The organism is Paraburkholderia sp. RL17-381-BIF-C, assembly GCF_046026435.1.
Classification (GTDB): domain Bacteria; phylum Pseudomonadota; class Gammaproteobacteria; order Burkholderiales; family Burkholderiaceae; genus Paraburkholderia.
Genome location: NZ_JARESX010000001.1, coordinates 111,468 through 131,213 on the forward strand (window position 1 = coordinate 111,468; position 19,746 = coordinate 131,213).

General features: G+C 63.6%; 20 protein-coding genes. 12 read left to right on the forward strand and 8 right to left on the reverse strand.

The features are described from left to right. The first annotated feature begins 6 nt into the window (after positions 1 to 6). From P0D70_RS00520 to P0D70_RS00530, 3 genes are all read left to right on the forward strand, one after another. Complete coding sequence (locus tag P0D70_RS00520; RefSeq protein ID WP_408181502.1) at positions 7 to 1,197, forward strand: class I SAM-dependent methyltransferase; 1,191 nt, start codon at positions 7 to 9, stop codon at positions 1,195 to 1,197. Between the two features lie 22 nt (positions 1,198 to 1,219). Beyond that, complete coding sequence (locus tag P0D70_RS00525; protein ID WP_091798205.1) at positions 1,220 to 1,414, forward strand: DUF2905 domain-containing protein; 195 nt, start codon at positions 1,220 to 1,222, stop codon at positions 1,412 to 1,414. 663 nt (positions 1,415 to 2,077) lie between these two features. Continuing rightward, positions 2,078 to 2,530, forward strand: a complete 453-nt coding sequence (locus tag P0D70_RS00530) for a hypothetical protein (RefSeq protein WP_408181505.1) — start codon at positions 2,078 to 2,080, stop codon at positions 2,528 to 2,530. 525 nt (positions 2,531 to 3,055) lie between these two features. Here the strand turns inward: P0D70_RS00530 and P0D70_RS00535 are convergent. The 4 genes from P0D70_RS00535 to P0D70_RS00550 all read right to left on the reverse strand — a co-directional run bounded on the left by P0D70_RS00535 (position 3,056) and on the right by P0D70_RS00550 (position 7,969). Then, positions 3,056 to 4,288 carry a multifunctional CCA addition/repair protein gene (locus P0D70_RS00535; protein WP_408181507.1) on the reverse strand — a complete coding sequence of 411 codons (1,233 nt, stop codon included), beginning with the start codon at positions 4,286 to 4,288 and terminating at the stop codon, positions 3,056 to 3,058. Continuing rightward, entirely contained in the window at positions 4,285 to 4,938 is a 654-nt protein-coding gene (locus P0D70_RS00540; RefSeq protein ID WP_408181509.1) for a glutathione S-transferase family protein, read from the reverse strand. The genes P0D70_RS00535 and P0D70_RS00540 overlap by 4 nt, the downstream gene beginning before the upstream one ends. A gap of 29 nt (positions 4,939 to 4,967) precedes the next feature. After that, a complete protein-coding gene (locus tag P0D70_RS00545) occupies positions 4,968 to 5,921 on the reverse strand; it encodes a complex I NDUFA9 subunit family protein (RefSeq protein ID WP_408181511.1) in 954 nt (317 codons plus the stop codon). An 80-nt stretch (positions 5,922 to 6,001) separates the two neighbouring features. Further along, a complete protein-coding gene (locus tag P0D70_RS00550) occupies positions 6,002 to 7,969 on the reverse strand; it encodes a lytic transglycosylase domain-containing protein (RefSeq protein WP_091798190.1) in 1,968 nt (655 codons plus the stop codon). A gap of 77 nt (positions 7,970 to 8,046) precedes the next feature. Between P0D70_RS00550 and P0D70_RS00555 the strand changes: the two genes are divergently transcribed. Beyond that, positions 8,047 to 8,589: a 5-formyltetrahydrofolate cyclo-ligase gene (locus tag P0D70_RS00555; protein ID WP_408181513.1), complete on the forward strand. Its 543-nt coding sequence runs from the start codon at positions 8,047 to 8,049 to the stop codon at positions 8,587 to 8,589. Positions 8,590 to 8,646: 57 nt separating this feature from the next. Here the strand turns inward: P0D70_RS00555 and P0D70_RS00560 are convergent, their stop codons facing one another. Then, positions 8,647 to 9,159 carry a winged helix DNA-binding protein gene (locus P0D70_RS00560; protein ID WP_007179899.1) on the reverse strand — a complete coding sequence of 171 codons (513 nt, stop codon included), beginning with the start codon at positions 9,157 to 9,159 and terminating at the stop codon, positions 8,647 to 8,649. Positions 9,160 to 9,366: 207 nt separating this feature from the next. Here P0D70_RS00560 and pxpB point away from each other — a divergent pair, with 207 nt between their 5' ends. From pxpB to mazF, 8 genes are all read left to right on the forward strand, one after another. Next, a complete protein-coding gene (gene pxpB, locus P0D70_RS00565; protein WP_408181516.1) occupies positions 9,367 to 10,020 on the forward strand; it encodes a 5-oxoprolinase subunit PxpB in 654 nt (217 codons plus the stop codon). Then, entirely contained in the window at positions 10,017 to 11,069 is a 1,053-nt protein-coding gene (locus P0D70_RS00570) for a 5-oxoprolinase subunit C family protein (RefSeq protein WP_408181518.1), read from the forward strand. The genes pxpB and P0D70_RS00570 overlap by 4 nt, the downstream gene beginning before the upstream one ends. A gap of 19 nt (positions 11,070 to 11,088) precedes the next feature. After that, a complete protein-coding gene (pxpA, locus tag P0D70_RS00575) occupies positions 11,089 to 11,841 on the forward strand; it encodes a 5-oxoprolinase subunit PxpA (RefSeq protein WP_408181520.1) in 753 nt (250 codons plus the stop codon). 242 nt (positions 11,842 to 12,083) lie between these two features. Beyond that, a complete protein-coding gene (locus P0D70_RS00580) occupies positions 12,084 to 12,833 on the forward strand; it encodes a DUF969 domain-containing protein (protein WP_408181522.1) in 750 nt (249 codons plus the stop codon). Then, complete coding sequence (locus P0D70_RS00585) at positions 12,830 to 13,786, forward strand: DUF979 domain-containing protein (RefSeq protein WP_408181524.1); 957 nt, start codon at positions 12,830 to 12,832, stop codon at positions 13,784 to 13,786. Before P0D70_RS00580 ends, P0D70_RS00585 begins: the two co-directional genes overlap by 4 nt. A gap of 215 nt (positions 13,787 to 14,001) precedes the next feature. After that, positions 14,002 to 15,807: a tetratricopeptide repeat protein gene (locus P0D70_RS00590; RefSeq protein ID WP_408181526.1), complete on the forward strand. Its 1,806-nt coding sequence runs from the start codon at positions 14,002 to 14,004 to the stop codon at positions 15,805 to 15,807. After that, positions 15,804 to 15,950 carry a hypothetical protein gene (locus P0D70_RS00595; RefSeq protein WP_408181528.1) on the forward strand — a complete coding sequence of 49 codons (147 nt, stop codon included), beginning with the start codon at positions 15,804 to 15,806 and terminating at the stop codon, positions 15,948 to 15,950. Before P0D70_RS00590 ends, P0D70_RS00595 begins: the two co-directional genes overlap by 4 nt. A 237-nt stretch (positions 15,951 to 16,187) precedes the next feature. Then, positions 16,188 to 16,550, forward strand: coding sequence for a type II toxin-antitoxin system toxin MazF (mazF, locus tag P0D70_RS00600; RefSeq protein WP_408181530.1), 363 nt, complete (start codon positions 16,188 to 16,190; stop codon positions 16,548 to 16,550). A gap of 17 nt (positions 16,551 to 16,567) precedes the next feature. Here mazF and P0D70_RS00605 read toward each other — a convergent pair whose 3' ends face one another. From P0D70_RS00605 to P0D70_RS00615, 3 genes are read right to left on the reverse strand one after another with little or no spacing between them, the layout of a single operon-like run. Next, positions 16,568 to 17,719 carry a TraB/GumN family protein gene (locus tag P0D70_RS00605; RefSeq protein ID WP_408181532.1) on the reverse strand — a complete coding sequence of 384 codons (1,152 nt, stop codon included), beginning with the start codon at positions 17,717 to 17,719 and terminating at the stop codon, positions 16,568 to 16,570. Then, on the reverse strand, positions 17,712 to 18,731 hold the full coding sequence (locus P0D70_RS00610; protein WP_408181534.1) for a peptide ABC transporter ATP-binding protein: 1,020 nt from the start codon (positions 18,729 to 18,731) through the stop codon (positions 17,712 to 17,714). Before P0D70_RS00610 ends, P0D70_RS00605 begins: the two co-directional genes overlap by 8 nt. Continuing rightward, positions 18,728 to 19,732 carry an ABC transporter ATP-binding protein gene (locus P0D70_RS00615; protein WP_091798159.1) on the reverse strand — a complete coding sequence of 335 codons (1,005 nt, stop codon included), beginning with the start codon at positions 19,730 to 19,732 and terminating at the stop codon, positions 18,728 to 18,730. Before P0D70_RS00615 ends, P0D70_RS00610 begins: the two co-directional genes overlap by 4 nt. Positions 19,733 to 19,746 lie beyond the last annotated feature (14 nt).

Here is a 19,746-nt window from a genome sequence, read left to right on the forward strand (position 1 = left end):
GCGGGGATGAATCCGAAAGCTCACCAACCCGATAGTTTACCTGCTCCCGGCCCTAGCGCGCTTGCGCAGTCCGAAGCGCTGGTCGCGCAGATCCGTGCGGAGCTCGAAGCCGCCGGCGGCTGGCTGCCGTTCGACCGCTACATGGAACGCGCGCTGTACGCGCCGGGACTGGGCTATTACAGCGGCGGCGCCCGCAAATTCGGTCTGCGCGGCGACGACGGCAGCGACTTCGTCACCGCCCCGGAACTGTCGCCGCTGTTCGCCGCGACGCTCGCGCGCCCGATCGCGGAAGCCCTGCAGGCGAGCGGCACGCGCGACGTGATGGAATTCGGCGCCGGCACGGGCAAGCTCGCCGCCGGCCTGCTCGAAGCGCTCGACGCTTTGGGTGCGCAATTCGACAGCTACTCGATCGTGGATCTTTCGGGTGAGCTTCGCGAGCGCCAACGCGAGACGATCGAAGCCGCCGCGCCCGCTCTCGCCGCCAAAGTGCGCTGGCTGGACGCTTTGCCGGAGCGGTTCGACGGTGTGGTGATCGGCAACGAGGTGCTGGACGCGATGCCTGTGCGGCTGTTCGCCTTTACCGGCGGCGCCTGGCACGAGCGCGGCGTGGCATGGCGCGGCGAAGCGTTCACCTTCGACGACCGGCCTGTGTCCGCCGCGGCGGACCTCGCGCTGCTGTCTGAGATCGACCCAGCCGGCGAAGACTACGTGACGGAAACACACGAAGCGGCCAGCGCATTCACGCGCACCATCTGCACGATGCTCACGCGCGGCGCGGCCTTCTTCATCGACTACGGTTTTCCGCGTCACGAGTACTACCATGCGCAGCGCGCGCAAGGCACGTTGATGTGCCACTACCGGCACCGGGCGCACGGCGATCCTTTCCTCTATCCCGGTTTGCAGGACATCACGGCGCACGTCGAATTCACCGGTATCGCCGAAGCCGGCGTCGAAACCGGCGCGGACTTGCTGGGGTTCACGTCGCAGGCGCGGTTTCTGCTCAATGCGGGGATTACCGAGGCGTTATCGGAGATCGATCCCACGGACACCAAACAATATTTGCCCGCGGCGAATGCGGTGCAGAAGCTGTTGTCCGAGGCGGAGATGGGCGAACTGTTCAAGGTGATCGCATTCTCGCGCGGGCTGGACGACACGCTGCAAGCGTTCTCCAGCGGCGACCGGTCGCACACGCTGTGAACTCCGGCTTCAGGAGCTGACCATGATCCGCTGGCTATTGACTACGTTTATCGCCGTGGCGGTGTTGTCGTCCTGCTGGCCGTGGCTCAGGAAAATTGGCATTGGACGCATGCCAGGCGACGTGACCTTGCGGCTCTTTGGGCGGGAGTACCCGTTTCCGTTTATGTCGACGTTGGTGCTTTCTATGGTGTTGTCGATTGTTGCCAGGCTTTTGTAGGTTAGGGTTTTTTGCGTTTTGGCCAGGGTGTTGGCCTTTCCTTGCTTTGTTAGTGGTCTATTGGCGTTGCCCCTGTGCGGGGCGGCACCTACTTTCTTTGCCGCGGCAAAGAAAGTAGGCAAAGAAAGCCGCTTTGAACCGCTAATTTTTAAGCGGGTCCCTCGCACAGTCCCGGTAGTGGTTCATCTGGAATCTGTGTTCTCGCACATTCCGCGTCTGTGACAAGGCGCTCATTCTTCCGGCGGCGCTGCGCGCGCCGTGGCGGTCTTTCTTCAACCGATCGCTTCGTCCTTTCCTGACGTTTCTGCTGCCTCGTAGTATTTCGTGCGTGGGCGTGCTTGGGAAATTTCGGAAATGTTGGTGGCGCATGGTCTTTAGCCTGGTCGGTTGATCACTCGTCAATCGATACGTTCTAGACTCACTCTGCCGTCGAGACAACGACGGCGAGGCTTGGCGGCCTGTGTGTAGAGTAGAACCCGTGCGCCTGCGCAGTCAGGCGTGCGTCAGCCTTCGCGCGCTATGTTTATGGGCGGGCCGTGGCAATGAGACCTTCGGGTCTGCCGGTTCTGGTTCTACGCCGGCCGCCAACCTTGTCACTGTGCCCGCTCACCACCGCGTAATGGCGGGTGTGGGCGATCGAATACGTTTCAGGGAGATCGCGCCATGATTAAATCCGTCAAGAATTCACGCACTACGCCGCGCCCACCCGTCGATGCACTTCAATACGAAAAACTGGCCTTATCCGCTTTCGGAATGATTGACCGGCAGTTAAGTCAACTGGACAAGCTGGCCACATTTGTGGCTTCGATAGTTAGGAGTCCGGCGGTGACGCGAGAAGAAAGACATCGGCAGCGGAGGTTACTGGAACTGCTGCTGGACACCGTGGAGGACTACCGACGCGAAGTCGAGAATGATTGTGAGTTGTATCAGGTCATCGCACTCGACGCGAAGGGAATTCCACGGAGCCGCATCACGGCGCGCCACGCAGCGAACCTACTGGCAAAGGCTACGCGGACGGCGGCGAATAGCCGTGCACGTATCGGAGCAACGAGGGGGACGCATAACGGGCCAATGCAATTCAAAACGGTTTCACGTCGCACAACGACTGCACACTGACGAAAGGCCGCGGCACCGCACCGCGGCCACGAAGAAAAGCGCATGTGTCGTTCGCATTCCGAGGGTACTGCGGCGCGACGCGAAGCGCGCGCCGCGGCGACCGCGAATGTACTGGTCACCGCTAACGTTTCCCTGATGCAACCACGCTAAAAAAGCCAGAATCCTTCAACAGCACATCGCCGAGGCGGAGCCCGACGGCTCCCCGTGCGCACAGAGAAACCGACGCATTTTAAGCAGCCCCTTCCGGCGAGCGCATTGCGCGAGGCGGGAAGAATGAGTGCTTTGTCACTGAGGCGTAATGTGCGAGAACACTGATTCCAGATGCACCACAACCGCGACTGCGCGAGGGACCCGCTTAAGAGTTAGCGGTGTGAGCCGCTTTCTTTTGCCTACTTTTCTTTGCGGCCGGCAAAGAAAAGTAGGTGCCGCCCCGCACAGGGGCAACGCTAATAAACCACAAGCAAAACAAGGAAAGGCCAAAGCCCGAAGAACCCCCAAAGACCCGCCCGGCAGGCCAAAAACCCCTCACCCAACAACCCCTTCCACAGCCCGAACTCGTTCCAGATGCACGGCGTCCTTGATTCCGGCCGGCGCATCGGCAAGTCGTTTGGCCACGGCACCGGCGTCCACGGCACGCGCGGCGACGAGCGCCACTCTCAACCTCTCGGCCTGCGGATAATCCCGCATCTCAAACCCAAGCCGCCCACGCGCATCGGCTTCACAAGCCTGCAAGGCTTCGGCAAATCGCGCGGGCTTGCGAATCGCATCGCACCGCTCGATCAACCTCACCAGCGCGGCCGCGCCCATCTCCATGACGCGATGAATATTGCCATGCTCGCGCGCAACCAGAATCGCCAGGTCGCGGCAATCATTCGGCACGCGCAGCCGCTCGCATAAAGGCTTCAGCAGATCCACACTGCGCCCCTCATGCCCGATATGCCGCGGCAGCACGTCTTCGGGCGTGGTCGCCTTGCCAAGGTCGTGCGCGAGAGCGGCGAATCGCACCGGCAGCGTATAGCCTTGCTGCGCCGCATGATCAACCACCATCATCACATGCACGCCCGTATCCACTTCGGGGTGATAGTCGGCGCGCTGCGGCACGCCGAACAGCGCGTCGATTTCCGGCAGAATCCGCGCCAACGCCCCGCATTCGCGCAGCACCTGGAACATGCGCGACGGCTTCTTTTCCATCAAACCGCGCGACACTTCCTGCCACACGCGTTCGGCCACCAACGCGTCCACTTCGCCGTCGGCGACCATCTTGCGCATGAGCGCCAGTGTCTCCGGTGCGACCGTGAAATCGACAAAGCGCGCCGCAAACCGCGCGATCCGCAAAATTCGCACGGGGTCTTCGAGAAACGCGTCGCTGACGTGGCGAAACAGGCGCGCCTGCAAGTCGCCCTGGCCGTTGAACGGGTCGATCACCGGGCCGGTCAACTCGCCGTCCGGGCGCACCTCGCGCGCCATCGCGTTGATGGTCAGATCGCGGCGCGCCAGGTCCTCCTCGAGCGTGACGTCCGGCGCATAGAAGAACTGGAAGCCGTGATAGCCGGCCGCCGTCTTGCGCTCCGTGCGGGCGAGCGCGTACTCCTCATGTGTCTCGGGATGCAGGAACACAGGAAAATCCTTGCCCACCGGACGGTAGCCTTGCGCCACCATCTGCTCCGGCGTCGCGCCGACCACCACATAATCACGGTCCTGCACCGGTACGCCCAGCAACTCGTCGCGGATCGCGCCGCCTACTGCATAGATGTTCATGGGCATACGTCTTGATAAGCGATCGCATGCGTTTCGCTCAGCGCGGCGTCGATCCACGCTTTCACCGCCGGCAATTCGCTCACGCGCTGCACGTAAGCTTTGGACACTTCCGACAACGCCGGCTGCCAGGTCCTGAAGCGCATCACGACCGGCGCATACATCGCATCGGCAATGCTGAACTCGCCGAATAGAAACGGGCCGCCGTAGGTGTCGAGGCAGTCGCGCCAGATCGCCTCGATCCGCGCGATATCGGCCAGCGCGCCCGGCGTGGCATTCTTGCCGGGGAAGGACGCGCGAATGTTCATCCACATGTTCGAGCGCAATTCGCCGAAACCCGAGTGCATCTCCGCGCTCACGCTGCGCGCATGGCTGCGCGCGACCGCGTCGCGCGGCCATAGCGCATGCTGAGGAAAGCGTTCGGCGAGCGTTTCGGCGATCGCCAGAGAATCCCACGTGGCGGACCCGTCGTCGTTGACCAGGCACGGAATCTTGCCCGGACCCGACGGCGCGAGCGCAAGCACTTTCGCGTTAGTGTCGGGCTGATTCAGATGAATCAGCACTTCCTCGAACGGAATGCCGAAGTGTTTGAACAGCAGCCACGGACGCATCGACCATGACGAATAATTCTTGTCACCAATAATCAGCTTCATGCTTTGTATCTGGAATGAGTGAAGGTAATTCAGCGTCCCGCGCTGGCGCGAAACGTGTCGAAGCGCGAGCGCGTCGACGCGCCGGTCAGATAGATCGGCGCGATCGTTTCGATACTGGCCGGCTCGATGCCGAGTTCAGGCGCGAGCGGTCCGCTCAACACGTTGTCGACCTTCATCGAATCGAGATTGTCGCGCGAGATCACCGGTTCGCCGGGCGCCATTTCGAAAGTCAGCGCCTGCAGGCGCGCGAACGCTTCCGGCAAACGGATGATGCGTGCATGCTTGCCGAGCACGTCGCCGCAATATTTGACGAGATCTTCGAGCGTATAGACGGTCGGGCCGCCGAGTTCGTAGGTGCGGCCGCTGGCGGCATCCAGATCGAGCACGTTGACGATCGCCTTTGCCACATCGCCGACGTACACCGGCTGGAATTTGGCGTCCGGCATCGCGAGCGGAATCACTGGAAACATGCGCTGCAGGAACGCGAATTTGTTGAGGAATTGATCTTCGGGGCCGAATACCACAGACGGCCGGAAAATCGTCCACGCCAGATTGGCCGCATGCACGGCCTTCTCACCGTCGCCCTTCGAGCGCGCGTACATGCTCGGGCCATTCGAGTCGGCGCCGAGCGCGCTGATATGAATCAGGCGGTGCACGCCCTTGCCTTCGCATGCCGCCACGATTTTGGTCGGCAAGTCCACGTGCATGCGTGCGAATTCCGGGCCGTACGGCGTGCCGCGTTTGCCGTGCAGCGTGGCTACGAGGTTGATCACGCAATCGGCGCCCTCGACAAAGCGCGCGAGTTGAACCGGATCGAACACGTCCGCTTCGATCACGTCGATGGGCAACAGGGTGAGATGGCGGGCGTTGTAGCGCCGCCGGGTGGCGATCCGCACGTCTTTGCCCGCTTCGACGAGGGCGTTGACGAGATGGCTGCCGATAAAACCGGAACCGCCGATGATCGCAATGGCTTTGTGTCGCATTTTCGACTCCCTGGTGGAAGCCGCGGCAACGGCTGGCGTGGCGCGCCGCCGCTCGAAACGAGGCGGCGGCGGCACGGCGCTTACGGTGCGATATAACCCAGACGCGCCTTCAGCGATTGCGGACGGCCTTCGAACAATGCCGCGTAATAGACCGTGTTGGATAACACATTCTTAACGTAGTCGCGCGTTTCCTGGAACGGAATCGCCTCGGCGAAGATCGCGCCTTCCACCGGATGCTGCAAGGATTGCCGCCAGCTGCGCGGACGGCCCGGGCCTGCGTTATAGCCCGCGGTGGCCAGCACGGCGGACCCGTCGAACTGATTGTAGATCATCGACAGATAGTTCGTGCCGAGCAGGATGTTGGTGTTGATGTCGTTCATCTGCTCACGCGAGATCGGACCCAGGCCGATCTTCTTCGCGACCAGTTGCGCGGTGCCCGGCATCAACTGCATCAACCCGCTCGCGCCGACTTCCGAGCGCGCGTTCATGATGAAGCGCGACTCCTGGCGAATCAGCCCGTAGGCCCATTCCACATCCAGCCCATTCGACTGCGAATCACGCTCGACGATATCCTTGAACGGCGACAGATAGCGCAGCGAGAAATCGTGCTCGCTCTTCGTGCGGTCCGCCGTGTTGACGGTGCGGTCATACAGCTGGATACGGCGTGCGTATTCGGCGGTGGCGAGCAGTTGCCGGTCGCTCATGTTGCGCAGCGGCCAGTTCCATTCGCGATTGCCTTCGAGCCGCAGATTCAGCGCATAGAACCGTTGCGCCAGATCGAAGCCGGGCGTGTTGCCGGCTTGCTGGACCTCGGCGTCGCTCACCGCGGTTTTCGGCGGGACCGTGATCTTCTGGCCCAGTTCTTCCGCCGCCAGTTGGCCGTAGAAGTTGTAGCCCTGCGAAATCGACTCGAACTCCTGATTGGCCGTGGTCGTGTCGCCCGCCTGCTTGAGCGCTCGCGCATGCCAATACACCCACGACGGCTGGTTGCGCAGCGCCGCCGGCATCTGTTCGATCGACCAGCGCACCATCGTCCAGTCACCCGCGAGCAATGCGGTGCGGGTGCGCCATTCATACGCGGGGTTCGAGAGCGGCGCATTCACCGACAGGCGATACCAGTCCACCGCGCCCGGCATCTGCTTGGCGGCAGCCTGATAAGCAATCGTGCCCCAGCCGATCGCGCGTTCGGGCGAGCTCAGCGACGGCGCCACCGAGGCGAACGTGGCTGCGGCCATGGCCGGATCATTGCGCGCCATGCGTGTGATAGCCAGCAACGCCAGTTGATGCGACTGCGTATCCGGCCCGACGCCGCGCGCCAGCAGCAACGGCGGCGTGTTGGCGGCCTGATTGAACAGCACCGGGTCGGGCGGCTGGTTGCTGAGCGCGTCGACGAGCTTCGCGCCGGTGTTGGTGTAGTTCTGTTCGTAGGCGAGGCGGATCTGTTGCCACACGTCGGCGGAACTGAACTGCTGGTTGATGGCCAGAGCGTTGATCAGATCCACGCAGCCGTCGCCGTACCATTTCGGATCGACCAGCAGCGCGCGGGCCGCGTCGGCGACATTTTCGCCGCGCGAGGCGCGCGATTCGAGCGCGTAGCACTTCACCTGCGTGTCGTCGTTCAGGACGAAGCGGGCGTATTGCTGATCGAAGTTGCGCCAGTCGTGACGCGCGCCGAGCACCGTGAGGTAGTCGTTGCGCAGGCGGTCCGCGATCGCCTGGCCGTCGTACTTCTGCAGGAAGCTCAGCACCGGCGCGTCAGGCGCGTCGATGCGCGCGTGCCCACTCGAATCGAACAACTGCGGCTTGATCTGGAAGTACTCCAGATACGCAGGCGCCGGATAGTCCGGAATCATGCTGGCAAGCTGCGCTGCACGCGCCGCGTCGTTACTACGGGCGGCCTCGCGTAGCTGAACGAAGATCTGGTCGTCGTTCGTGAGTTGCGAAAGGGGAAGGGGCTTGACGGCGGAGGCCGTGCTGCACGCGACGAGTGCCGCAGCGGCAAGCGCCAGACCGGCCGCGCGATATACTCGGTAAAGGCGTTTTGACATCGTTGTTTCTGGAGCGCGAATTGAACTCAAGCATAGCATGCAACCCTGCCGCCGAATCGAAAAAGGCGCTGCGTAAAATGCTATTGGAAGCAAGGCTGCAAGCGGCTTCCGAGCCGGCGCGCAATACCGCGCTCGCACGGCGCCTGCTCGATGCGCTGAAGCAGTACGGCGTGAATAGCGTGGGATTCTACTGGCCGCTCGCCGGCGAGTTCGACGCGCGCGCGGCGATCTCGATCTGGCTTGCGGCAGGCGCGCAACGCGAGGCCAGTTTGCCGGTGATCAAGGCGCGCGGCGAGCCGCTGGAATTTCACGCATGGACGCCCGACATGCCGATGAAGATCGGCCATCACAAGATCGCCGAGCCGTCTTCGGGGCGTATCGTGACACCCGAACTGCTGTTCGTGCCGTGCGTGGGTTTCGACGCCCACGGCTACCGGCTCGGTTATGGCGGCGGCTATTACGATCGCACGCTGGCTACGTGGCCCGGCGCGAAAAAGCCGATCACCGTGGGCATCGCCTACGAAGCATGCCGCACGCCCGCATTGCAGCGCGAAACCCACGACATTCCGCTCGATCTGATCGTCACCGAGGCAGCGCTCTACCCGCACCCGGCGGGTTAGGCGCTCGGCGGGTGCCGCGCCGGGCGGCTGCGCCAACCCGACGCACACGGGGCCGCGTTATAAAGACGCGGCCGCCCGCGCCGCCGTGTCGTAGAGACCGGACGCGTTGCGCATCAGTTGCGCCGCCTCGCCGATCTGCTCGTTGGTCAGGCCGCTTTCCTTCAGCGTGGAGATCAGGCAACTCTCACGCACCTCGCGATATTTCAGACAGAGCTCACGGCCGGCTTCGGTTGCCGAGAAGAACACTTCCTTGCCGGTCTTTTCGCTTTTTACATACCCTCTAGCTACGAGCTTCTTCAATGCGTAAGTGGCGACGTGCGTGTCTTCGATGTTCAGCACGAAGCAGATGTCCGCCAGCTTCTTGCGGCGCTCGCGATGGCTGACGTGGTGCAGCAGCGAGACCTCGATAGCGGTCATGTCCTTGTCTCCCGCCGCCGACATGCAGCGCACCATCCATCGATTGAAGGCGTTGCCTGCCATGATGAGCGCGTACTCGAGTTCCGACAGCTCCGCGCTGGTCTCAGACACGAGATGTTCCGAGGAAACGATCTTGGTGGGATGGCGCGACATGGCAAAGATTCTCGAGAGGCAGATTGGGAAGGTGTCGGGAGTGTACGACGAGCGCTCGATCCCAGGGAGCCTGGCAAAAACGCTTATTGAGAAATTGTTGATATTTTATTGATAATGTACGCTTCAATCGTCGCCTGCCCGATGCCGATAACCGGTCAAAGGGTGTGCTGTGCCCGAATCCTCCGACTCGACCTGGGCCGTTAACTCATGAGCCAACCAAGAATCTTTCCGCTCGGCGATACCGCGCTAGTCTGCGAGGCGCCGCCGCCTGCCACGCTGGAATGCCAGCGTCGCGTGTGGGCGGCGGCCGCTGCCGCGCGCGAATGGCCGCATGTGCTGGAGGTGGTGCCCGGCATGAACAATCTCACGCTGGTTTTCGATCCGCTCGAGGCCGACCGCGACGCGCTGGTAAGCCACCTGCAGACGGCCTGGAATGCGGTGAGCGACGCGCCCGCGCCGGGCCGTGAAGTCGAGATTCCGGTGCAGTACGGCGGCGAGTTCGGTCCTGATCTGAAAGCGGTCGCCGATCACACGGGTTTGAGCGTGCGCGAGGTCGTCGAACGTCATTCGAATGGCGACTACGTGGTGTTCTTCCTCGGCTTCCAACCGGGCTTCGCCTATATGGGCGGGCTCGAAGCCGCGCTGCACACGCCGCGCCGCGCGTCGCCGCGGCTCGAAGTACCGGCTGGGTCGGTTGGTATCGGCGGCGAACAGACCGGCATCTATCCGGCCACGTCGCCCGGCGGCTGGCAGTTGATCGGCCGCACCGAGCTGCCGCTGTTCGACCCGGCGCGCCGGCCGCCCACGCTGCTGCAACCGGGCGACCGGGTGCGCTTCACCATCGCGGGGATACAGGCATGATCGATGTGATTCGCGCGGGTCTGTTGACCACGATTCAGGATCTCGGCCGTCACGGCTACCGGCATCTGGGCGTCGCGATGGGCGGAGCGCTCGACCGTCTGTCGCTCGAAGTCGGCAACCGGCTGGTCGGCAACCGGCCCGATGCGGCCGGTCTGGAAATCACCTTCGGGCCGACCGTGCTGCGCTTTCTGCGCGCCACGCGGGTCGCGATCACCGGCACCGAGTTCGGCGCGACGCTCGACGGCAAACCGGTCTACTCGTGGTGGAGCCTGCCGGTGCAGGCCGGCCAGGAACTGGTGTTGAACGCGGCGAAGCGCGGCATGCGCGGTTATGTGTGCGTGGCGGGCGGCGTCGACGTGCTGCCCATGCTCGGCTCGCGCAGCACCGATCTGGCGGGCCATTTCGGCGGACTCGGCGGCCGGGCGCTACGCGACGGCGATCGCCTGCCGGTGGGTGCGCCGCCTCAGCGCGGCCATCTCGGCTTTACGCCCGAGGCGCCGGAGTTCGGCGTGAAGGCGCCCGCGTGGTGCAAGTTCGTGCTGGTTCACGAGCCGCTGCGGCGTGGGCGTCACCCGTCCGGCGTGCCGTGGGCCGTGCCGATCCGCGTGCTGCGCGGACCGGAGTACGAGCACTTCACCGAGGAAGCCCACGAATCCTTCTGGTCCGATGAATGGCTCGTCACGCCGAACAGCAACCGCATGGGCTATCGCCTTGCCGGCGCCGAGCTCAAACGCACGCAGAAAACCGATCTGCTTTCGCACGCCGTGCTGCCGGGCACGATTCAGGTGCCGCCGAACGGCCAGCCGATCGTGCTGTTGAGCGATGCACAAACCACGGGCGGCTATCCGAAGATCGGCGCGGTGATTCAGGCCGACCTCTGGAAGCTCGCGCAGGTTCGCCTGAACGCATCCGTACGCTTCATTCCGACGACGCCTTACGAGGCGCGTCAGGCTTTGCTGGAAGAGCGCACGTACTTGCGGCAGATCGACGCGGCGATCGCCATGCATGAAGAACGCTGCGCGCGCCAGTCGGCCGTCGCGGCGCTGTAATACTGAGTAGGGGAACTCCATGGAAATCGATTTGAACGCCGACCTCGGCGAAGGCAGCGGGTCCGACGAGGCGCTGCTGGACCTCGTCAGCTCGGCGAATATCGCGTGCGGCTGGCACGCGGGCGGCGCCAATGCGATGCACGACTGCGTGCGCTGGGCGGTGCAGAAAGGCGTGTCGATCGGCGCGCATCCAAGCTTCAACGATCCGGAAAATTTCGGCCGCAAGGAAATGGATTTGCCGGCCAACGAGATTTACGCGGGCGTGTTGTACCAGCTCGGCGCACTCTCGGCGATCGCCCAGGCGGAGGGCGGGCGCATTGCGCACGTCAAGCCGCACGGTGCGCTGTACAACCAGGCCGCGCGCGATGACAGGATCGCCGACGCGATCGTCTCGGCGGTGCACGATTTCGATCCGTCGGTGGCGGTGTTCGCGCTGGCCAACAGCGGACTCGTGACGGCCGCGCGCAACGCGGGCCTCACCGCGATCGAGGAAGTCTTCGCCGATCGCGGCTATCGCGCGGACGGTTCGCTGGTGCCGCGCAAAGAACCCGGCGCGCTGCTCGACGACGAAGGCGAAGTGCTGGCGCGCACGCTCACCATGATTCGCGAGCAACGCGTGCAGGCCGTGGACGGCCAATGGGTGCCGCTGAACGCGCAGACCATTTGCCTGCACGGGGACGGTCCGCATGCGCTGGCGTTCGCGCGGCGCATTCGTGGCGCGCTGCGGGACGCCGGCATCGAAGTCCATGCGGCAGTCGCCGCCCGCGCCTGAGCGTCGGCCGACACGCGAGCCGGACAGCGCGATTCAAACCTTCTGCACCTTTCCCACGCCCCGCTTCATGCGGGGCGTTTGCCAGGTACAGGGCGCATAGCAGTACCCGTAGTCAGCAGGTGTAGTTCGAAGCAGAGGCGGCCATCAAGAGCCGTCGCAACAAGACGGCGCCCGGACCACCGGACGCCGGCCCACGTTAGCCGTCACAAGCGGCAAGGTTGAAACCCTGTTTGGAGATCCAGATGCAGACAACAGTCAGTCTATGGCCGCTCATTGGCGTGGCCGTCATCATCGTCGGCTTTTTATTGCGGTTCAATCCGATGCTGATCGTGGCGGTCGCCGCGATTATCACGGGCCTCGCCGCGCACTTCCCGCCTGAAAAGATTCTTGCCGAGATCGGCACCGGTTTTATCAAGACCCGCAATATCCCGTTGATCATTCTGCTGCCGCTGGCCGTGATCGGTCTGCTCGAACGGCACGGACTGCGTGAACGCGCGCAAGCGTGGATCGGCGGCATCAAGGCCGCGACCGCCGGGCGTCTTCTGATCGTTTATCTGCTGGTGCGCGAGCTGACCGCGGCGGTCGGCCTGACCGGGCTCGGCGGCCATCCGCAAATGGTGCGTCCGCTGATCGCGCCGATGGCCGAAGGCGCGACCGAAACCCGCTTCGGCAAGATCAGCGACGCCGTGCGCTTCAAATTGCGCGCGTTCTCCGCGGCGACCGACAACGTGGGGCTCTTCTTCGGCGAGGACATTTTCGTGGCGTTCGGCGCGATCGTGCTGATGACCACCTTCCTGAAGGAAGCGGGAATCATCGTCGAGCCGATTCACGTGGCCGTGTGGGGCATTCCGACCGCTATCTGCGCATTCATCATTCACGGCTTCCGCCTGTATCTGCTCGACCGCAAACTCGAACGCGAACTGCGCGGCAACGCCACGGCCAGCCAGGCTGCCGTTTCGCCGAAACAATCCGCCGCAGGAGACCAGGCATGACGCTCTCGATCACCTATCTGTTCTGGCTGTTGGGCGTGGTGCTGCTCGTTGTCGGCGGCATGATCGTCACGGACAAGGATCACCCACGCCGTTTCACGGCCGGCGGTTTCTGGATTCTCTACGCGCTGATCTTCCTGGTCGGCGACAAGCTGCCGCCGGCCGTGGTCGGTGTGCTCGTCATCGTGATGGCGCTGATTGCCGGGTTCGGCGGCGTGACCGCGGCCAAGCCGAAAGTGCTGTCGCTCGAAGCGCGTATGGCCAGCGCCGCGCGTCTTCGCAACAAGCTGTTCGTGCCCGCGCTGACGATTCCGGTCGTCACCGTGATCATCACGCTCTCGGCGAGCCATCTGGTGTTCGGCGGCGTACCGCTGATCGAGAAGGCCAACGTCACGCTGATCGGTTTCGGGATCGGCTGCGTGATCGCACTCGCGATTGCCTGCGTAATGACGCGCGACAACGTCGGCCAGTCGATGAAGGAAACGCGCCGGCTGGTCGATGCGTTGTCGTGGGCAGCAGTGCTGCCGCAGATGCTCGGCATGCTCGGCCTCGTGTTCTCGGACGCCGGGGTCGGCAAGGCCGTCGCACACGTAACCACGGCCTACATCAGCCTCGACTATCGCTTCATTGCGGTGGCCGTGTACTGCATCGGCATGGCGCTCTTCACCATGGTGATGGGCAACGGCTTCGCCGCATTCCCGGTGATGACGGGCGGCGTCGGCGTGCCGATTCTGGTGGGCGTGTTCCACGGCAATCCGGCGGTGATGGTCGCGATCGGCATGTTCTCGGGCTACTGCGGCACGCTGATGACGCCGATGGCCGCGAACTTCAACATGGTGCCGGCCGCGCTGCTGGAATTGCCCGATAAGAACGCAGTGATCAAAGTGCAGATCCCGACCGCGCTGACCTTGCTGATCGTGAATATCTTCCTGCTGAATTTCCTGATGTTCTTGTAGGACTCTTTCTTCAGCAATCAATAAACACTGACGCCTCGCAGGATTTTTCTGCGATGTGTCAGTGAAATGGTCACACTGCACGACATGGATGCAACCGAATTAGGAAGCGTCCGATCGTCGGGAAACGAGCGGCAACTCTACGATGCTGGATGGTCTCCCATCCACATGCGCCGGCTCTCACAGCACGCACTGCCGTCGCTCTCCCGCAGGTTTCCATGGAACATCAATCGCAGCCTGAGCGCACGCACGCCGCACCGCCGCCCACCGCCTATCTCACCGCATTGATCGACGCCGCGCTCGAAGCGCACCAGGCCGGCCGGCTCGACACGGCCGAATCGTTTTATCGCGAGGCGCTCACGCTCGATGGCGCCCATACGGGAGCCTTGCACTACTTCGGCGTGCTGCACTATCAACGCGGCAACCACGACACCGCCGCCGGCCTGATGAGCCGCGCGCTCAAACTCGACCGGCACGATGCCGCCTGCTGGAGCAACCGCGGACTCGTGGCCGCCGCGCTCGGCCATCTCGACGAAGCGATGATCTGCTACGACCAGGCACTGCAACTCCAGCCAGATTTCGCCGACGCGCACAACAACTTCGGCGTCGCGCTGCAAGCGCAAGGCGCCTTCCTCGAAGCGATCGAGCACTACCGGTTGGCGCTGGCATCGAACCCCGCGCTGCTCGACGCGCATCTGAACCTCGGCACGGCGCTGAACAAGCTCGCCCGTTTCGACGAAGCGCTCGCGTGCTATCGGCACGTCCTGTCGCTCGATCCGACATCCGCGGAGGCGCACTTCAGCGCGGGAAACACGTACCAGGCGCAAGGCGACCACGGCGCGGCGATCGCCAGCTTCGAGCAAGCCTTGGCGCTGCGTGCGAATTACGCGGAGGCGCACGTGAATCTGGGCAGCCTGATCGGCAAGCTCGGCGACTATGCCGGCGCCGAATCGCATTACCGGCGCGCGGTCGCACTCAAACCGATTCCGACTCACCTGGTGTGTCTGGGCGGCTCGATCGGCGCTCAAGGGCGCCTCGACGAAGAGGAAGGTTTCTATCGGCGAGCACTCGCCCACGATCCGCATTACGCTGACGCGCATCAGAATCTCGCGTGGCTGTTGCTCAAGCGCGGCGACTACAAGGAAGGCTGGGCTGAATTCGCGCTGCGCTGGCGCAAGAACGACTACGACGCGATCGCGGTGCCGGGCGTGACCGAATGGCGGGGTGAGCCGCTCGAAGGGCGTCGCCTGCTGCTGGTCGGCGAGCAAGGTTTCGGCGACCACTTCCAGTTCCTGCGCTTTGCAAGCGTGCTCGCGCAGCGCGGCGCAATCGTCGACCTCTGCGTGCGCGAGGCTCTGCTGCCTTTGGTTGGGCGTATGGCGGGCATACACCGCGCGTACAGCGGCAAGCCCGACGGTGAGTACGATTTCTGGGTGCCGACGATGAGCGTGCCGTCCTGTCTTGACCTGGATCTCTCAACCCTTCCTGCGGACGTGCCCTACCTGTTCGCCGACAAGGCGAAGACGAAAGCGTGGCGCAAACGGCTCGGTACGGCTAATGAATCGAAGCGAAAGGTGGGCCTTGTCTGGGCCGGCAGTCCCACATTCGGCAACGACCGCTATCGGTCGACGACGCTCGCCGACCTGAGCCCGTTCAGCGAGGCGGAGAACGTCGCCTGGTACGCGCTGCAAAAGGGCCCGGCGCATGCGCAGTTGGCCGACGCACCGCCGGCTTTCCGTGCCAACGATTTCACCGCCGCGCTGAACAGCTTCGAAGACACGGCCGCGCTGATCATGAATCTCGATCTGGTGATTGCTGTGGACACCGGCGTCGCGCATCTGGCCGGCGCGTTGGGCAAACCGGTGTGGTTACTGCTGCCCGCCAATTCCGATTGGCGCTGGTTGGAAGCGCGCAGCGACTCGCCCTGGTATCCGGGGATGAGGTTGTTCCGGCAAGCGGTATTGGGGGATTGGATGCCGGTGGTTGAAGAAGTGACGCAAGCTCTAAAGAAGGAGGCTCAGTGAGCAAATTTCAAAGTTGGACAGATTTTGGCGCGGTGACGCACGGTCCGGTAAGCCACGAAAATGTGCCACATTTGCTGCACATCAACAACTCATCGCCGACAGGAAACGAGACCATGGCTGTCATATCGAAAATTCGCCGCTAGGGGGGGCGCCCTGGTGATGACGATTCCACCTGCGCTTCTCAAGCTTCTTCACGTCGGTGCGGGCGACCAGATGACTCTCGACGTCGCAGACGGACAATTAATTGCGCGGCCGCTTGCTTCAGCGCATAGGCGCTACTCGCTAGCCGAAATACTCGAGGGCTCTGAAAGCATTGCCGAATTGAATGCGGGCACAGCGTGGGCGCGCGATGGCGGGTCGGTCGGACGCGTGCTTGGCTAATGGCAAAACGCGATGCACCACGACGCGGCGACGTGTACTGGATCGATCCCAATCCGGTAGCAGGCCGCGAAAGGAAAGACAGGCACCGTTTCGTCGTCATCACACGTGGCGAGATCAATGCGTTGGGCGTGTGCATGACCGTGCCCATCACAAGCGCGGGGAGTTTCACCCGCAACGTCGGACTTGCGGTTCCGATCTCCGGGCACGACACGAGCGGCGTCGCAGTCTGCAATCAGGTTCGCACTTTCGACATCGACGCGCGTGTGAGCGCAGGCTCAGCTCGCTACATCGAGACGCTCGACAAGGTCACCGCAGACGAAATCGTCGCGCGGGTCATTAGCGCCATCGACCCCGCGCCATAACAACGTCTGGCTACGCCTTACCCCGCCTCCACCACGAACCCGCGCTGCCGCAAAAGCTCCAGCACGCCTTTGCGGCCACCCAGATGCAGCGCGCCGATCGCCACGAACACTGGCTTGTTCGGCGCGGCGATCAGCAGCATTCGCGACACGAAGCGCCGGTTGCGGTCATAGACGATCTTGTTGTCGATCGAATCGGAGATGCGCTTGTCGCGCGCCAGCTTTTCGGACTTCGCTGCCTGCCAGGCGGCGATTGCATCCGCATCGCCCACACGCCATAGGCGATGCAAGGTCCGTACGTCCTCGACGTTTTCCGCCGGTGTCTGCACCAGATCCTGCGCCAGCATCTCGCGCTGCTGCGCGAGCGTCAGCCCCGTGAATGCGCGCATCTGCTGCGGCAACGTCTCGAGACCGACGATCTTGCCGCGCGTGCGGATATACACGTTCTGTAACTGCGCTTCCGAACCGTACTCGGTCTGCAGACCGGCGCTCAAAGAATCGTAGGTTTCGACCAGCAACGAAGCGAGCCAGGGCCGCATTTTCTTGATGGCATCCAGTGCCGCCGGGTTAGCGCGCAGCCGAAGCGCCAGCTTGTGCCACAAAGGTTCGGGCAGCAGACCGGGCAGACAGTCGCGCCGGCAGACGCCGTACTTCGCAACGTCATCTTGCGAGACAAGCAGTTCGTCGGGTGAGAGTTCGAGCGCCAGCGTCGGCGAGGCAGCCAGTGCGCCGAGGATCGGTGCGCGGAAGGGCTGATTGGCGGGGTAGTCAGCCGGATCGCCGACGTGCAGCGTGCCCAGCACGTAGAGGGTGATCGTGCCGCGAGTCGCGACATAGAACGGCATGCGCGCCGGCTGCGCGCGCACCGGGCCGCTCGCCGTAGTGCCCGGCGAGGCGGGCGGCGGATTGAAACCCGGCAAGCTGGCGCGTGGCGGCGCCGGCATGTTGGGCACCGGCAGTGCCGGGCGCCCCGCCTGCGCGGGCGTATTGGCAGCGGCACCGGCGGCATGCGCGACGCCGATCGCTGTCGTGCCCGGATGAAAGACAGAACAAACGCCGAAGAGCGCGGCACCGGTCAGTGCACGCGCCCTCCAGCGCCGCGAGAAAGCAGCACCAAGGTCGCCATCACGCAAGCGGCGCGTAAGACGACGCGCCGCCACCCCATCAGGCATCCATGTCCCCCACCTCCTCGGCGCGGTGACACGACACCTGGCGGCCATCCACTTCACGCAGCTTCGGTTCTTCACTGCGGCAGCGGTCGATCGCGTACGGGCAGCGTTGATGGAACGTGCAGCCCGACGGCGGATTCAGCGGCGACGGCATTTCACCTTGCAGCTTGATCTTGATCGAGCGATCCGCTTCGAAGATCGAAGGCGTGGCCGACATCAACGCGCGCGTGTACGGATGACGCGGCTTCGAGAAAATGCGCTTCTTGTCGCCGAGTTCCGCCACGCCGCCGAAGTACATCACCATCACATCGTCGGCGATATGCTCCACCACCGAGAGGTTGTGCGAGATGAACACATAGCTGGTCTTGAACTGCTGCTGCAGGTCCATGAACAGATTCAGAATCTGCGCCTGGATCGACACGTCGAGCGCCGACACGGGTTCGTCGGCAACGACGATCTGCGGGTCGAGAATCATCGCGCGCGCAATCGCCACACGCTGCCGCTGGCCGCCGGAGAACATATGCGGATAGCGCTTCGCATGTTCCGGACGCAGGCCGACGGTGCGCATCATCTGCGCGATGCGTTCGGCGCGCTCGGTCGGGCTCAGTTGCGTGTTGATCGCGAGCGGCTCGCCCAACGTCTGCTCGACGGTCTTGCGCGGATTCAACGAGGCAAACGGGTTCTGGAACACCATCTGCACGCGCCGCCGCAGCGCGGCGATCTTCGCGTGATCGGCGCCGGCCACGTCTTCACCGTCGATCAGCAAGCGGCCCGCGCTGGGCGCTTCGATCATGGTGAGTTGACGCGCGAGCGTCGATTTGCCGCAGCCGGATTCACCGACCACGGCCAGGGTCTTGCCGCGCTCCAGCGCAAACGAGACGCCGTTGAGCGCCTTCACCGTGCCGGTGGCGAACAGACCGCGCTTAACCGAGTAGTAACGCGCCAATTGCTCCGCGACCAGTACGTGGTCGCCCGCATGGTCCGACTGGCGCCGCGTTTCGAGTACTGCGTTCATCGTGCGCCTCCATGGGTGTGAACGTTGGCGTCGCCGCTCAGGTTCAGGGGTTTGATGCAGCGCACGCGCGCCACTTCAGCGTGACCTTCCATCGGCGCGAGCGCGGGCCGCGCCTTGGTGCAGTCGTCGACCACGTACTTGCAGCGTGGTGCGAACAGACAGCCCTTCGGACGGTCGTCGCGACCCGGCACCATGCCCGGCAGGGCCGCCAGCCGCACGGCGCCGACATTGTGCTCTGGAATCGCCGCCAGCAACGCTTCCGTATAGGGATGATGCGGCGCGGCGAAAATGTCCGGCACGCGGTTGGTCTCGATCACTTCGCCAGCGTACATGACCGCGACGCGTTGCGCGACCTCGGACACCACCGCCAGATCATGCGAAATCAGCACGAGCGCCATGCCGCGTTCCTTCTGCAGCTTGATCAGCAGTTCCATGATCTGCGCCTGGATCGTCACGTCGAGCGCGGTGGTCGGCTCGTCGGCGATCAGCAGCTTCGGGTTGCAGGCAATCGCCATCGCGATCATCACGCGCTGGTTCATGCCGCCCGACATCTGATGCGGGAACGAACTGATACGGCTTTTCGCATCCGGAATGCCGACCTGATCGAGCAGTTCCAAAGCGCGCTTGTCCAGCGCACTGCCGCGCAAGCCTTCGTGCAGCTTCAGCACTTCCTTGATCTGATAGCCGACCGTGTAGCTCGGATTCAGGCTGGTCAGCGCGTCCTGGAACACCATCGCGATATCTTTGCCGATGATCTTGCGGCGTTCCTTCGCCGAGGCCTTCAGCAGGTTCTTGCCGTTGAAGGTGATTTCGTCGGCCGTCACTTTGCCGGGCGCGTCGATCAGGCCCATCAGCGCCATCATCGTCACGCTCTTGCCCGAGCCCGATTCGCCGACCACGCCGACGACTTCGCCCGGCGCGACATCGAGGTTGATCCGGTCGACGGCGGGCAGTCCGTTGAAGTCCACCGCGAGATTGCGGATGGTCAATAGGCTAGACATGTCAGCGCGCGCAC